General features: G+C 69.0%; 13 protein-coding genes and 2 tRNA genes. 11 read left to right on the top strand and 4 right to left on the bottom strand.

All coding sequences use genetic code 11. The features are described 5' to 3' along the window. Positions 1–46: 46 nt before the first annotated feature. Positions 47–208 (bottom strand): DUF5679 domain-containing protein, encoded by a 162-nt coding sequence (locus AB0J66_RS09190; protein ID WP_015625326.1) that lies wholly within the window; start codon positions 206–208, stop codon positions 47–49. 463 nt (positions 209–671) lie between these two features. Between AB0J66_RS09190 and AB0J66_RS09185 the strand changes: the two genes are divergently transcribed. Next, a complete protein-coding gene (locus tag AB0J66_RS09185; RefSeq protein ID WP_364657659.1) occupies positions 672–1,205 on the top strand; it encodes a M48 family metallopeptidase in 534 nt (177 codons plus the stop codon). A gap of 158 nt (positions 1,206–1,363) precedes the next feature. Continuing rightward, positions 1,364–1,960: a hypothetical protein gene (locus AB0J66_RS09180; RefSeq protein ID WP_364657657.1), complete on the top strand. Its 597-nt coding sequence runs from the start codon at positions 1,364–1,366 to the stop codon at positions 1,958–1,960. A 414-nt stretch (positions 1,961–2,374) separates the two neighbouring features. Here the strand turns inward: AB0J66_RS09180 and AB0J66_RS09175 are convergent, their stop codons facing one another. After that, positions 2,375–3,553: a zinc-dependent metalloprotease gene (locus AB0J66_RS09175; RefSeq protein WP_364658659.1), complete on the bottom strand. Its 1,179-nt coding sequence runs from the start codon at positions 3,551–3,553 to the stop codon at positions 2,375–2,377. Between the two features lie 180 nt (positions 3,554–3,733). Here AB0J66_RS09175 and AB0J66_RS09170 point away from each other — a divergent pair, with 180 nt between their 5' ends. The 3 genes from AB0J66_RS09170 (at position 3,734) to AB0J66_RS09160 (ending at position 7,979) form a co-directional block, all read left to right on the top strand. Next, positions 3,734–4,765, top strand: coding sequence for a PDZ domain-containing protein (locus AB0J66_RS09170; RefSeq protein ID WP_364657655.1), 1,032 nt, complete (start codon positions 3,734–3,736; stop codon positions 4,763–4,765). Positions 4,766–4,844: 79 nt separating this feature from the next. Next, entirely contained in the window at positions 4,845–7,817 is a 2,973-nt protein-coding gene (locus AB0J66_RS09165) for a UPF0182 family protein (protein WP_364657652.1), read from the top strand. 88 nt (positions 7,818–7,905) lie between these two features. Next, positions 7,906–7,979 (top strand) — tRNA-Met (locus AB0J66_RS09160). 312 nt (positions 7,980–8,291) lie between these two features. Here AB0J66_RS09160 and AB0J66_RS09155 read toward each other — a convergent pair. Next, positions 8,292–10,049 (bottom strand): HAMP domain-containing sensor histidine kinase, encoded by a 1,758-nt coding sequence (locus AB0J66_RS09155; RefSeq protein ID WP_364657649.1) that lies wholly within the window; start codon positions 10,047–10,049, stop codon positions 8,292–8,294. Between the two features lie 103 nt (positions 10,050–10,152). Here AB0J66_RS09155 and AB0J66_RS09150 point away from each other — a divergent pair. The 6 genes from AB0J66_RS09150 (at position 10,153) to AB0J66_RS09125 (ending at position 13,331) form a co-directional block, all read left to right on the top strand. Next, positions 10,153–10,226 (top strand) — tRNA-Met (locus AB0J66_RS09150). Positions 10,227–10,609: 383 nt separating this feature from the next. Then, positions 10,610–11,761, top strand: coding sequence for a histidine kinase (locus tag AB0J66_RS09145; RefSeq protein ID WP_364657646.1), 1,152 nt, complete (start codon positions 10,610–10,612; stop codon positions 11,759–11,761). Further along, positions 11,758–12,429: a response regulator transcription factor gene (locus AB0J66_RS09140; protein ID WP_364657643.1), complete on the top strand. Its 672-nt coding sequence runs from the start codon at positions 11,758–11,760 to the stop codon at positions 12,427–12,429. The genes AB0J66_RS09145 and AB0J66_RS09140 overlap by 4 nt, the downstream gene beginning before the upstream one ends. Beyond that, entirely contained in the window at positions 12,422–12,649 is a 228-nt protein-coding gene (locus AB0J66_RS09135) for a hypothetical protein (RefSeq protein ID WP_364657640.1), read from the top strand. Before AB0J66_RS09140 ends, AB0J66_RS09135 begins: the two co-directional genes overlap by 8 nt. 156 nt (positions 12,650–12,805) lie before the next feature. Further along, positions 12,806–13,006 carry a DUF5708 family protein gene (locus AB0J66_RS09130; protein ID WP_364657638.1) on the top strand — a complete coding sequence of 67 codons (201 nt, stop codon included), beginning with the start codon at positions 12,806–12,808 and terminating at the stop codon, positions 13,004–13,006. 13 nt (positions 13,007–13,019) lie between these two features. After that, positions 13,020–13,331 carry an SDR family NAD(P)-dependent oxidoreductase gene (locus tag AB0J66_RS09125; protein WP_364657636.1) on the top strand — a complete coding sequence of 104 codons (312 nt, stop codon included), beginning with the start codon at positions 13,020–13,022 and terminating at the stop codon, positions 13,329–13,331. Between the two features lie 98 nt (positions 13,332–13,429). On the opposite strand, the gene AB0J66_RS09120 is transcribed toward AB0J66_RS09125, so the two are convergent. Further along, positions 13,430–14,131 carry an SDR family oxidoreductase gene (locus AB0J66_RS09120; protein WP_364657634.1) on the bottom strand — a complete coding sequence of 234 codons (702 nt, stop codon included), beginning with the start codon at positions 14,129–14,131 and terminating at the stop codon, positions 13,430–13,432. Positions 14,132–14,179 lie beyond the last annotated feature (48 nt).

The following is a 14,179-nucleotide window of genomic DNA, read 5'->3' as shown; positions in this document are numbered from 1 at the left end:
GCCGGATGCCTCGATCTGGCCTAAGGCTCCGGCGAAGGCGCCCCGATCAGGCCTTGGCCTTGCCCAGGATGCGGTTGACGGTCGTGCCGCAAACCGGGCACTTGCCCTTCGCCATGTTCATGCCCGTCTTCGAGACCTCGACGGTCCCCTGGAAGTCGCGCTTCTCCTTGCACTTCACGCAATAGCCGTTGTACGTGTTGTCGGCCACGGTTCCTCCTCGTCAATGTTGTCGGCCGGGGTCGGCCCGATGCCTGCTGGCAGTGGCAGGCCGCAACCTGGTTCGGCGCTGGACCGCTCCGCGACCACGTGGGTGTGGCCAGCCGTCAGGGCCGTCCACTACCCAGGTCAAGCCGGTTCCATGTCAGCGCGGCACCGGTGGTGTCGGCGCCGACGTGAGTCTGCCGGGAGGAATCGCCCTTTTTGGGCAGTTGTGCCGCAACACGCCGGGGATTGCCTTCAAACGGTCAGAAAACGGACGCCGAGCGCCTCGCCGTCGCGTGCGCTAAGTTGGCTCGCTGTCATCGTTGTTGCGGCTGTGGAAAATTTTTCCGGGTATACCGGGAGGAAGCACTCATATCCGACGGGTGTCATCGGCCGTACTCTTGCGGTGACATGGGTCTCACGGATTAGCGTCTCAACGTGAACCCGAATCTGGGCCGCGCGAGCCGGTAATGGCCCGGACGCGTAAGCCTGTCGTCGAAGTGCGGCGCAGCCAGCGCCGGCGTCGCACGGTGTCCGCGTACAGGGACGGCGAGCGAGTTGTCGTACTCATCCCGGACAGGTTCTCCCGCGCCGAGGAGACCGAGTGGGTCGAGCGCATGCTCGCCCGTCTCGCGGCGCGCGAGGAACGCATCCGGCGTACCGACGACGAGCTCCTCGTCCGGGCCCGGCGCCTGACGAGCCGCTACCTGTCCGACCACGCCGAACAGGTCCGGCCGGCCAGCGTGCGCTGGGTGACCAACCAGAACGGCCGCTGGGGCTCCTGCACCCCCGACGACGGCACGATCCGCATCTCCCACCGCATCCAGGAGATGCCCGACTGGGTGATCGACTACGTGGTCCTGCACGAGCTCTCCCACCTAGTCGTCCCCAGCCACAGCGCCCGCTTCTGGGAGCTGGTCAACCGCTACCCCAAGGCCGAGCGCGCCCGCGGCTACCTCGAGGGCATCTCCGCCGCCACCGGCCTCGTCCTGGCCGACGACTGAGCCTCACCGCGCACACCGCCGAGCGAGTTATCCACAGGCCCTCAACGCCTCTTCGCGATTTACGGAAGAATGCTCTGCGGGGGCGCCCCCTGGGAGGGCGGGTCCTGGGCAGTTACGGGGTTCGGGAGTCGCGCGGCGCTCGTGGATAGGGTGGGGCCGTGGTGAAAAGGCTCGTGGCTGCGCTCCTGGTGCCCGTCGAGTGGAGTCCGCCCGGCGTTGATCGGGGTGCGTGGCGGGCGGCTCTGGCCGAGGACGTGGTCGATCTGCTTGCCCGGCTCGCTCAGGCCGAGGCCGCGATCGCCGCGACGCCTGAGGATCGGGCGCTGGCCGAGGAGATCGCCTGGCCCGGCATGCGGATCTACGAGGTGCCAACGCCGACCTTCCTGCCCGTCCTGGCCGCTGCTGGGGCCGACGGCTTCGACCAGGCGGCCGTGATCGCCGCGGACGCTCCCGATCTGCCCGGGATGATCCTCGGGAAGCTTCTGCGGCCATTGGAGACCAAAGCGGTCGCGGTGGCTGCGGGTGGGGCCGGCAATGGGCTTCTCGGGCTGGCTACGAGCCTGCCGGCGCCGTCCTGGCTGGCCGACCACGATCTCGACTCGGCGACGGCCCAGATCTTGCGGCGTACGGCGCCCGAGCCCGGCGCCGTCTCCTCGACCCCCGAGTGGCGCCGTCTGCGCGGCCCGGCCGAGCTGGCTTCCCTCGATCCGGCGCTGGAGGGCTGGGAGAACACCCGGGCCTTGCTCGGCGGCTGACCGTGAGGTCGAGCTGACCGCTACGGCGCGGGCTGAGCGCGGGGCAAGGGCTGATTGCGAATGAGCTGGCGGCGACGGCGACGGCGGCGTGAGCGCGGGCTGAGCGCGCCAAGGGGCTGAGCGCGGCGGTGCGGCCTGGGCGAGCCATTGGGCTGGGCGAGCCAGTGGGCTGGGCGCGGCGATGCGAGCTGGGCGCCAGTCGGCTGGGCGCGGCGGTGCGGGCTGGGCGCGGCGGTGTGGGCTGGGCGCCAGTGGAGTGAGCGCAGTGGGCTGGGCGCGACGGCGGGCTGAGCTTGAGTTGCAGCTCAGCCCGGAACACGCGGCACGGGCTGGGGACGGCAGCCCGGCCGCGTCGTCGAAGCGGGGCCCGGCTCGATTGCGTACTTCTGTGGCCGAGGGACCCGCTACGGTCAGTTACTTACCGTCGTCACCCTTGTCCTCGGGCTTGTCGAGGTTGTCGAGCTCGCTGATGTCCCAGTCGGAGCTGCCCTGGGCGAAGGCCTGTGGGTTGGCGAAGTCCTCGTCGGTCGGCAGCAGGTCGGGGTGACCCCACAGAGCGTCACGGCCTTGTACGCCTCGCTGCTCGGCCACGGCCGCCCAGAGGGCGCCCGCTTCGCGCAGCCGGCGTGGGCGCAGCTCGAGACCGACCAGGGCGGCGAAGGTCTGCTCGGCCGGGCCGCCCGCGGCTCGGCGGCGGCGGAACGCCTCGCCCAGCTGGACCACCGTCGGGAGGCGGTCGCCGGCCGCGCTGTCGACCACGTGGCCGACCCAGCCCTCGATCAGGGCGAGCGCGGTCTCGAGGCGGGCCAGGCTCGCCTTCTGCTGGGGGGTGTCCTCGGGTGTGAAGATGCCCTCGAGCGCCATGGCCTGCATCGACTCCGGGTCGGAGGGGTCGACGCGGCTCATCGCCTCTTCGATGGCCTCGCGGTTGACGGTGATGCCGTTGGCGTAGGTCTCGACGGCGCTCAGCACGTGCGCCCGCAGCCACGGGACGTGCCCGAAGAGCCGCTGGTGGGCCGCCTCGCGCAACGCCACGTACAGCCGGACCTGGTCCTCGGGGATCTCCAGGCCGTCGCCGTAGGCCTTGATGTTGGCCGGGACGAGGGCGGCGGTGCCGTGGGGGCCGAGCGGCAGGCCGATGTCGCCGGCCGAGAGGACCTCGGCCGCGAGCTGGCCCAGGGCCTGGCCGAGCTGGCCGCCGAACAGGGCGCCGCCGAGCGTGGCCACCATCGACTGCATGGGGCCGAGCTGGGCCTTGGCCTCGTCGGGGACGAGATCGCCCATGGCGCCCACCATGCGGCCCGCGATCGGGTCGCACAGCTTCTTCCAGACGTCGAGCGTGTTGTAGATCCACTCGTTGCGGTTCCAGGCGGCGGCCGAGCGGATGCCGCTGGGCAGCGCCGAGGCCGGGTCGAGCCACAGGTCGGCCAGGCGCAGCGCCTCCTCGACCTGGTTGCGCTCGTACATGTTCACCGCGGGGTCACCGGACGCGGACAGCTGGCTGGCCGCGACCTGCCGGGCCAGGTCCCAGTTGACCGGGCCGCTGCCGGGGCCGGCGAACATCTGCTGCAGCTGCGCCATGAACTGCTGCATCTGCTGCGGGTCGGAGGGGTCGGGCGGCTGGGCGCCCGGCAGGGAGAAGCCGAACGGGATATCAGGCACGTCGTCAACCGTACGCGGGAAATGCCCGCTCCGGACCGATGGCGCTGTCAGCTCAGAGAGAACTCAGGTCAGTTCAGAGAGCACTCAGGGAGGAGCGATAGTCTCACGCGCATGAGACGTCGCGGTGTCACGGTAATCCTCGGCGCCCTGATCACCGCCCTGCTGGCAGTCGGTGTCATGGCCGCACCCCTGCCTTACGTCGTGCTGAAGCCGGGCCCGACGGTCAACACGCTCGGTTCGGACAACGGCGCCGAGGTGATCCAGGTGACGGATGCGTCCAAGACCTCGACGTCGGCCGGGCAGCTCCGGCTCACCACGGTGAACGTGCAGTCGCAGGTCGAGCTGGTGTGGGCGATCAGCAGCTGGTTCAGCAAGTCGGACGCGGTCGTCCCGCGCGAGCTGATCTACCCGCCGGACAAGTCGGAGAAGCAGGTCGAGCAGCAGAACGCCGAGGAGTGGACGGAGTCGCAGGCCAGCGCCGTCACCGTCGCGCTCAAGAAGCTCGGCTACCCCGTCCTTACGTATGTCAAGGCCGTGACCAAGGACGGCGCCGCGACCGGCATCCTCAAGGCCGACGACGTGATCACCGCCGTCGACGGTACGAAGATCACCGACCCCAACAAGCTGACCGGGGTGGTCCGGGCCAAGCCGGCCGGCACCACGTTCACCATCTCTTACACGCGGGCCGGCAAGGCCGCGACGGCTCAGGTCGCCACCAAGGCCAGCGGGGACGACAAGACGCCGCGGCTGGGCATCGAGATCGGCACCAAGCAGGACGCCCCGTTCAAGGTCAAGATCGACCTGAACAAGATCGGCGGCCCGAGCGCCGGCCTGATGTTCACCCTCGGCATCCTCGACAAGCTCCAGCCGCAGGATCTGACCGGCGGCAAGATCATTGCGGGCACCGGCACGATCAACGACGCCGGGGAGGTCGGCCCGATCGGCGGCATCCCGCAGAAACTGGTCGGCGCCAAGAAGGCCGGCGCCCAGATCTTCCTGGTCCCCAAGGACAACTGCGCCGAGGCGCTGAAGAACGCGGTCGACGATCTGCCGATGGCCGAGGTCGCCACCGTGGACGACGCGCTCACCGCCCTCAAGACCTTCACCAGCGGCGGCACCCCCAAGCCGTGCTCGGCTGCGTGACAGATGTCGTACTGTGAGACACCGGCCCGACTGAATTGTGGAGCCTCCGTTGGTAATGCGAAATAGCCCTCTTCCGAGGATGAGCCGGCGCGGTCGCGTCACCGTCGGCGTCCTGGTCGGGGTCTTCCTTCTTTTCACGCTGCTCGGGTGGGGCATCGACGCGTACACCGATTATCTGTGGTTCAACGAAGTCGACTTCGTCAACGTCTTCTCCGGTGTTCTGCTCACCCGGCTCCTGCTGTTCCTGGCCATCGGCATCGCCGTGGCCGTGATCATCGCCGCCAACCTCTATCTCGCCTACAGGCTGCGCCCGCTCCTGCGCCCGCACTCGGCCGAGCAGGCCACGCTCGAGCGCTACCGCATGATCATCGCGCCCCGTCTGGGCACCTGGATCACCGTGATCACGGTGATCATCGGTTTCTTCGCCGGGCTGTCGGCGCAGGGCCGGTGGAAAGACTGGATGCTGTTCCGTAACGGCGGCAACTTCGGCGTCAAGGACCCGCAGTTCAACGTGGACATCGGGTTCTACGTCTTCGACTACCCGATGTGGCGCTACGTGCTCGGCGTGGCCTTCACGGCCGTCGTGCTGTCGGTGCTGGGCGCGCTCGCGGTCCACTACATCTTCGGTGGCGTACGCCTGCAGGGCGTGGGCGACCGCATGACGACCGCGGCCCGGGCCCACCTGACCACTCTGGTCGCCATCTTCGTGCTGCTCAAGGCCGTGGCGTACGTGCTCGACCGCCGCGCCCTGCTGCTCGAGCAGCACGTGTCGCCGGGGCTCTACGGCGCCGGCTACACCGACGTCAACGCGCTGCTGCCGGCCAAGGAGATCCTCGCGTACATCTCCATCGTGGTGGCGATCGCGATCATCGTGTTCTCCAACGCGGGCATGCGCAATCTGGTATGGCCCGGTGTCTCGCTGGCCCTGCTCGCCATCTCGGCCGTGGCCATCGGCGGCATCTACCCGCTCGCCGTGCAGAACTTCTCGGTCAAGCCCAGCCTCGCCGAGAAGGAAGCGCCCTACATCAAGCGCTCGATCGAGGCGACCCGGGCCGCGTTCGGCATTCAGGACACGGTGATAGCCCCCTATCGGGCCAACAACGTCGTCCCGCCGAGCGGGCTGGCCGCCGACACCAGCGCCCAGAACGCCCGGCTGGTCGACCCGCAGCTGGTCTCGCAGGCCTTCACCCAGTCGCAGCAGTCCCGCGGCTTCTACGACTTCGGCAAGAAGCTCGACGTCGACCGATACAAGATCAACAACAAGACCGCCGACTACGTGGTCGGCGCCCGCGAGATCAACGACGACAAGCTGACCGCGCAGCAGCGCAACTGGCTCAACCGGCACACCGTCTACACCCACGGCTACGGCCTGGTGGCGGCCCCGGCCAACCAGGTCGTCTGCGGTGGCCTGCCGTACTTCGTCTCCGGCTTCCTCGGCGACGACCGCCCGCCCGGCTGCTCCTCGGCCAGCGACGAGATCAAGGTCGACCAGCCCCGGATCTACTTCGGCGAGCAGTCCACCGAGTACGCGATCGTCGGCCAGGAGGACAAGAACAAGAAGGTCGAGTTCGACCGGCCGCAGGAAGAGAACAACAACGCCGAGGAGCTGTACACCTACGACGGCAAGGGCGGCGTGCCGATCGGCTCGTTCTTCCGCCGGCTCGTCTTCGCGGTCAAGAACACCGAGAGCAACTTCCTGCTCTCCGACGCGGTGAACAAGGACTCGCGGCTGATGTACATCCGCGACCCGCGCTCGCGCGTCGAGAAGGTCGCGCCGTTCCTCACGATCGACGGCGACCCGTACCCGGCCGTGGTCGACGGGCGGATCACCTGGATCCTCGACGGCTACACGACGGCCGCGACCTACCCGTACAGCCAGAAGATCAACCTGGCCAACGAGACGCGGGACGAGCTCACGGGGCAGGGGCAGTTCGCCCTGGCCCGCGACGATGTCAACTACATGCGCAACTCGGTCAAGGCGACGGTCGACGCCTACGACGGCACGGTCAAGCTGTACGAGTTCGACGACAACGACCCGGTGCTCAAGGCGTGGAACAAGGCGTTCGGCGGTGATCTGATCATCCCGAAGGCGGAGACCCCGCAGTCGCTCGAGGATCACTTCCGCTACCCGCAGGACCTGTTCAAGGTGCAGCGCAACCTGCTCACCAAGTTCCACGTGACCGACCCGCAGGCGTACTTCTCCGGCCAGGACTTCTGGCAGGTGCCGAACGCGCCCGACTCGCCGTCCAGCAACATCAAGCAGCCGCCGTTCTACCTGAACGTGCAGCTGCCGGAGCAGGACGCCACGAGATTCCAGCTGACCGCGGGCGTGACCCCGGCCAACCGGGAAAACCTGGCCGCGCTCGTCTCCGGCTCGTACGTCGACAACAAACCGGTGCTCGAGGTCCTCGAGCTACCCGACCAGACGGTCATTCCCGGCCCGGTCCAGGTCCATCAGAAGATGACCAACAACGCGGCGGTCAGACAGCAGCTCAACCTGCTGTCCAACAACGCGCAGTCCCAGGTGCTCTACGGCAACCTGATCTCGCTGCCGGTCGAGGGCGGTGTCCTCTATGTCGAGCCGGTCTATGTGAAGACCGGCAACCAGGACAACGCGGCCCCGCTGCTGCAGAAGGTCCTGATGTCGTACGGCGACGGCGGCACGTACGTGGTGCTGGCCGACAACCTGAAACAGGGCCTGGAACAGCTGGTCACCCAGGGCAAGAACGCCGCCTCGGGCACCGGCAACAACAACAGCGGCAACACCGGCAACGGGAACAACAACACCAACCCGCCGCCGGCGTCGCTGACCGGCGAGCTGGCCCAGGCCGCCGCGGCCCTCGACACGGCCATCGCCAACGTCAAGACCGCCCAGCAGTCGGGCGACTTCGCCAAGTACGGCGAGGCGCTGCAGGCCCTGGACACCGCGATGACCAACTTCCAGAACGCCCAGAAGTCCGCCAACGGCACCACCGCCAACCCGTCGACCGCGCCATCAACGGCGCCCTCGACGGCACCGTCGGTGGCACCGTCCGCAACACCGGGCGGCTAGACGGTTTCGCTGGTGGCCCACCGTGAGGAGGGCCACCAGCACCCGTTTTGCAGGGGACTACCCGGTTGCGCTAGTGTTAACGAGCCGACGCGGGGTGGAGCAGCTCGGTAGCTCGCTGGGCTCATAACCCAGAGGTCGCAGGTTCAAATCCTGTCCCCGCTACAAAGTAGGAAGCCCCTATCCGCGAAGTGCGCGGATGGGGGCTTTTTCGCATGCCTACCTGGGGCCGAGCCCCCAGACCCCCACGGTGCGGTCGGGTGCGCTGGGTGGGTGGTTGCGGTGGGGCGCCTGCGGCGGAGGGCCTAGAAGCGGGTGCGGGGCGGGCTGCTCGGTCTTGTGGAGCGCTTCGAGGACGGCGTGCGGGGCGGGCCGGGCCGGGTCTTCTGCTTTCTGGAACTTGTTGGTCGGCTGTCGTCGCTTTGTGCGGTGGTCAAGGGGGCTACTGGGCAGCTGGTCGCGGCCCGGGCCTTGGGGCTAGGGCTGGGTGGGGAGGGTGAACCAGAAGCGGGTGCCGCCGCCGGGGTTGGGCTCCACGCCCACGGTGCCGTGGTGGCGTTCGATGATGCGCTGGACGATGGCCAGGCCCAGGCCGGTGCCGGGGTAGGACTCGCTGCCCTCGGCCCGGGTGAAGGCGTTGAAGACCTCGGTGCGCTGGGACTCGGGGATGCCGATGCCGCGGTCGGCCACGTCGATGCGGGACAGACCGTCGGCGGCCGGGGAGGCGCTGATGGTGATCTCGGCGGTGCGGTCCGGCGGGGTGTACTTGATGGCGTTGCCGATCAGGTTGTCGAGCACCTGGCGGATCTGGCTGGGATCGCCGCAGACGGTGGGAAGCGGGCCGCAGTCGATTCTCGTGCCGGCGGGAGCGCCGCCGCCGAGACGTTCGGCGATGATGCTGTCCACCAACTCGGTCAGGTTGACGTCGACGATGCGCAGCGTGGTGTTGTCAGCCATCGCGTAGGCGAGCAGGTCGTCGATCAGGTCGCGCATCCGCGTGGCGCTTTTCTGTACGCGGGTGAGGTAGCCCCGCTGCCGGTCGGACATCCCGCCCTCGTCGAACCCGGCCATCAGATCCGCGTACCCGATCACGTTGGCCAGCGGGCTGCGCAGATCGTGGGCGACCACCCCGGCGAAACCGACCAGTTCCTCCTCGCGGCGGCGCAGCCGCTGCTCGACTGCCTCCCGGCGCTCGATGTCGTCCCGCAACTCGGCCGTGGCCTGATCGACCCGGCGCAGCGCCCGGTCCCGGGAGGTCACCACGATGGCGGTCAGCAGCGCCAACAGCAGCGTGATCACGCTACCTATGGCCGCCGCGGCCCGGGCCAGCCAGGACTCCGACGCCGGCAGCAGCCGGACCGTGGGGCGGACGGTGACCTGCCACTGTTTCTCCGGAAGCGGGATCGCGACCACCCGGGCCGGCATACTCCCGTCGACCTTGGCGTCCGGCTGCCAGGTGGCGATCGTCACCGGCGGCCCGCCCGAAACGTCGGCGAAGTCGATGCTGACCTGATCGCCGCCGACCACCCCCGGCGTCGGGCCGAGAAAATCACGCCCGTTGAAGGTCATCGCGATCCAGCCCCGGAACCGGCCGGCGTCGGCCGCCGGCGCGGACGCGACCACCGGCGCGGTCATGATGAAGAACCGGCCGTCGAAGCCGGGCGCCTCGAAAGTGGGGCTGGTCGACACCCCGCCCATGGTCCGGGCGGATTGCAGCGCCCTGACCGCCTCGGCCGTACCCCGCAGATCGGCCCCTACCGTCGCGGTCCCACCGATCAGTGACCGGTCGAGCACGGCGAAGTAGTGCTCCCCACTGCCGGCCGCCCCAGTGCCCAAGGTCAAACCGGTGCTTCCCCGCCGGCGCCACTCGGCCTGGGTGGCGGCCGTCGTGGCATCCGTGGCGCTGACGATGAAAGACAGTTCGGCCGCGCCCGGAAGCCGCTGCCCGTTGATCGGCGCGGTGATCGCCCCGAACGAGCCGGCCGTGAGCTCGGCCTGCGCCCCGAGCGCAGCCGACAGGTCGGACAGGGCCAGCCCGTACTGGATCAGCTCGGCCGTGACGACCTCGACGACCACGGCCTGGCGCTGCTCGAAAGCGCGCTTGCTCCAGCTCTGCGCCGTGCTGTGCAAGGCGAAGGTCGCCAGGCCGGTACCGAGCACCCCGAGCAACACGACCACGCCGACGACCAGGCCGGAACGCCGCCCCAGCCGGCGGTCGCCAACGGCAGCGGTCATGAACACGACGCTAGCCCGGCGGCGGGAAATACAGGGCGGTTTGCCCGGTGCGTACCCCGGATTGGGCAAGCCGGCCGCCCTCAGGGTAGGGTTAAGGAGCCGACGCGGGGTGGAGCAGCTCGGTAGCTCGCTGGGCTCATAACCCAGAGGTCGCAGGTTCAAATCCTGTCCCCGCTACAAATTGGGAATCCCCTGTCCGCAGAGTGCGCGGACAGGGGATTTTTCGCATGCCTGCCTGGGGGCCGAGCCCCCAGACCCCCACGGTGCGGTCGGTTGCGGTGGGTGGGTGGTTGCGGTGGGTGGGTGGTTGCGGTGGGTGGGTGGGTGCGGTGGGGCTGGAGCCACTCGCCGGACTTCTGGCACTTCGAGCATCTAGGGCTTTGAGGCGGTTGATGCCGCCGGTTCCCGCGGATCAGCCCGGCCGGCCCGGTCGTGCGGCGCGACCGCTTGAGGTTGCGGGGGTTGTCGTCACTGCCGATCACTGTCGCCTGAGCGGCCCGCCCGGGCTCCTGCCTCACGGCGGGACGCCGGCGGAACGGGACATCCCGCATGATGAGGGGATGATCCCGGCCGGCCTGAACCGCCGCGACCTGCTCGTCGCCGCCGCGTGCATCAGCGGCGCGGCGGTCCTGACCGTGCTCGGCGCCAACGACAACCACGACAACTCCGGGTGGCTGCTGTGCACCGGGATCGCCGCCGGGATCGCCGCCGGGCTGACTCGCAGCCGGCCGATCGCCGGTCTCGGGCTGGGCACCGTCGCGGCGATGACCGACGTGGCTCTGGGACCGTCGCTGGCGACCGTGGTGATCTTCAGCCAGATTTTGCACGACGCCGCGGTGCACGGGCCCCGGCGGTTGCCCAAGCTGCTGCTGTGGATCGGCGGCATGCTCACCATCGGCGTGATGATCGCGTCGATGCTGACCTACCAGACGACGGGCGCGGCGGTAACCGGGGTGTTGCTGGCCATCGTGCTGGTACTCCCGGTGTGGAGCGGCATCTCGATCCGTGAGCACCGCGAGGAGTCCGAGGCCGAGCGGCGCAACGCCGAGCAGGTGGCCCGGCTCGCCGAGCTGGACAACCGGCAGGCGGTGGCGTCCGAACGCACCCGGATGGCCCGCGAGTTGCACGACGTGGTCGCCAACCACATGGGCATCATCGCCATTCATTCCACCGGCGCCCTGTCGCTGTCCGAGGAGCGGCACGAGCAGATGCGCCAGGCGCTGACGGTCATCCGGGAGAGTGCGGTGCGCGGGCTGGCTGAGCTGCGCGAGTCGATCAACCTGTTGCGGATGAACGACACCGGCGTGCTGACCGGCGCGCTCGGTATCGACGACGTGCCGGCCCTGGTCCGGCAGGTGGAGCAGACCGGTGTGACGGTACGGATGACGACGTTGGGAGTGCCGCGGCTGTTGCCGGTGGCCGTGGACATGGCGGCGTACCGGATCGCCCAGGAGAGTCTCACCAATGTGATCAAACACGGCGACGGTGAGGTGGACATGCGCATCAAGTACGAGGCGGAGCAATTGGTGATCGCGGTGTCCAATCCGGTACGGACGGCGTCCGGTGGTGGCCTCGAGACCTACGGTGCCAAAGCGGGTCTGATCGGGATGCGCGAACGCGCGTCGCTGCTGGGCGGAACGTTCTCCGCCGAGGCGGCCGGTGGCGTGTTCCGGGTCCGGGTCAGCCTGCCGGTGGAGGAGACGAGTCAGTGACGACGAAGGTCCTGGTAGCCGATGACCACGGGGCGGTCCGGGCCGGACTGGTGCTGGTGCTCAGCGCCGCGCCGGACATCGAGGTGGTCGGCGAGGCCAGCAACGGCGAGGAGGCCATCGCACTGGCCCGCAGCCTGCAACCGGACGTGGTGCTGATGGACATCCGGATGCCCCGGATGGACGGCATCGCGGCCACTCGGCAGCTGGCGGAGTTCACCGACGTGCTGATCCTGACCACCTTCGACCTCGACGAGTACGTGTACGGCGCGCTGCGGGCCGGTGCGGCCGGTTTCCTGCTCAAGGACACTGACGCCGACATGCTGATCGAGGGAGTCCGGGTGATCGCCCGGGGGGAGGGGATGATCTCCCCCGAGGTGACCCGCCGGGTGATCACCGCGTTCGCTCAGCAGCACGTCCCACCAGCTGCCGGCTCGGCGGCCGGGGTGGACGAACTGACCACCCGCGAGCGTGAGGTGCTGGCCCACATCGGGGCCGGACTGTCCAATCGGGAGATCGCCGAAGTGCTCGGGATGGCCAGCACCACCACCAAGACCCACGTGAGCCGGATCCTGACCAAGCTGAACCTGCGCAGCCGGGTGGAGGCGGCGGTGCTGGCCCGGGAACTGCGACTGCACACCGACCAGCCGGAGCCGTGGAACCGTGACTGAACCGGAACGCGGTGGCGGCGCGCCGCTGCCGGCGCCGCGCCGCGGCTTTCCGCGAGGCGACCGGAAACCCCTTCTCGACGGGTACGTCAGCACCGAACTCGGCAACGTCGCCCTGGCCGTCGGTGACCAGCCGGTGGGGTGCGGCCGTCCGCTGCCCCGGGTCGAGGTCCGCATCATCGGTGCGGACGGCACGCCGGTGCCGGACGGCGTGGTCAGGTGAGGTCCTGGTGCGCTCGCCCGGGCAGCCCGACACGCTACTTCCTTTGGAGTACCGGCTGCTGCAACTTCCGCCGGACGCCCCGGCGCGCATTTCTGGATAGCTTCGAGGAAAGGCCCTGGAATGCATCTGAATCCCGCCGATCCAAAGGTGAAAGCAATGGGTGCGATGAGCAAGAACCTCGTGATCGGCTCCGCCACATTCGTGGTCGGACTGCTGTTGTGGATGTTCGCCGGGGACATCGAGATCCCGGTGTTCACGCTGACGAAGGTCGGCGTGGTACTGATGGTGATCGGGGCCCTGGAGTTCTGCTACGGCCTCTACCTGGCGATGCGCGGGCGCGACGCCACGAGACACTGAGGACGGCGTACAGGTGGTGGTGACCTACCGGAAGGACCCGCCACCGCCCGGCCTGCTCGCCGTCACCTGCGACGTCCGCGACTCCGAATCGGTCGACAACTGTTTCACAGCCGCCGAGGAACTGCTCGGCGGACCGGTCGGAATTCTGATCTCCAATGCCGGTGCGGTGGCCGACTCATTGTTGTTGCCAATGACTGAGGAATGTTTTCTCGAGGTCGTCGACGCCAATTTGGCCGGCGCCTACCGGGTGGCCCGGCGGGCGACCTGGGGGATGCTGCGAGCCCGCGGGGACGGTTGGTGTTCGTCTCCTCGGTGGTGGCGATGACCGGCGCGATCGGCCAGTCGAACTCCCGGACTGATCCCGGACAGCGGCCGTGGGCGTGCACCTGCCATCACAGTGCGCCGCCCCGGACCGCCGGGCCCTCAGGCCGCGATCTGCGGGTAGAGGGCGGTCAGGTCGCCGGCGAGGGCCGCCTTGACGTTGCGGCTGATCTCGTCGACGAGGACCTCGGAGGCGTCGGACTCGATGCCGTCGAGGGCGGCGACGGCCACGTCGCGGGGCGCGGTCTTCGGCGCGTCGATCGTGGCCGCCATGTCGGTGTCGACGTAGCCGACGTGCAGGCCGGTGACGCTGATGCCGCGCGGCTTGAGCAGCAGGCGCAGGGAGTTGGACTGCGACCACAGGGCGGCCTTGGAGGCGCTGTACGGGCCGCCGTCGGCGAACCAGGAGAGCGCCGAGTGGACGTTGAGGAGGTGGCCGCCGCCGTTGCGCTCGATGATCGGGACGAAGGCGCGGGTCAGCAGGAGCGGGCCGTAGAAGTTGGCCTCCATGTCGCGGCGGACCTCACTCAGAGGAGAGTCCAGGTACGAGGCGCCGGACGACAGGCCGGCGTTGTTGATCAGGATGGTGACGTCAGGGGCCTGGGCGGCCGCGGCGGCGATCGAGGCCTCGTCGGTGACTTCCAGGGCCAGGGGTACGGCGTGGGGGGTGGTCACGGTGCGCGGATCGCGGGCCGTGGCGTAGACCTTGGCCGCGCCTCGGGCGTACAGCTCCTCGACCAGGGCCTTGCCGATGCCGCGGCTGCCGCCGGTGACTAGCACTACCGAGTTCTTGATGTCGGTCATGTCGTGTCCCCTCGAAGAAAACTGATCGGTTTCCACCACCGTAAACCG

It is taken from the genome of Actinoplanes sp. NPDC049598, from assembly GCF_040675435.1.
Taxonomy (GTDB): Bacteria; Actinomycetota; Actinomycetes; order Mycobacteriales; family Micromonosporaceae; genus Actinoplanes.
Note: the sequence above shows the minus strand (reverse complement) of the source record. Positions and strands in the feature narration are given on the sequence as shown.

Bases quoted from the DNA above. Each gene is read 5' to 3' on its own strand.
- AB0J66_RS09185 (WP_364657659.1), top strand. From the start codon at position 672: ATGGCCCGGACGCGTAAGCCTGTCGTCGAAGTGCGGCGCAGCCAGCGC.
- AB0J66_RS09175 (WP_364658659.1), bottom strand. From the start codon at position 3,553: ATGCAGCAGTTCATGGCGCAGCTGCAGCAGATGTTCGCCGGCCCCGGC.
- AB0J66_RS09170 (WP_364657655.1), top strand. From the start codon at position 3,734: ATGAGACGTCGCGGTGTCACGGTAATCCTCGGCGCCCTGATCACCGCC.
- AB0J66_RS09165 (WP_364657652.1), top strand. From the start codon at position 4,845: ATGAGCCGGCGCGGTCGCGTCACCGTCGGCGTCCTGGTCGGGGTCTTC.
- AB0J66_RS09155 (WP_364657649.1), bottom strand. From the start codon at position 10,049: ATGACCGCTGCCGTTGGCGACCGCCGGCTGGGGCGGCGTTCCGGCCTG.
- AB0J66_RS09145 (WP_364657646.1), top strand. From the start codon at position 10,610: ATGATCCCGGCCGGCCTGAACCGCCGCGACCTGCTCGTCGCCGCCGCG.
- AB0J66_RS09130 (WP_364657638.1), top strand. From the start codon at position 12,806: ATGGGTGCGATGAGCAAGAACCTCGTGATCGGCTCCGCCACATTCGTG.
- AB0J66_RS09120 (WP_364657634.1), bottom strand. From the start codon at position 14,131: ATGACCGACATCAAGAACTCGGTAGTGCTAGTCACCGGCGGCAGCCGC.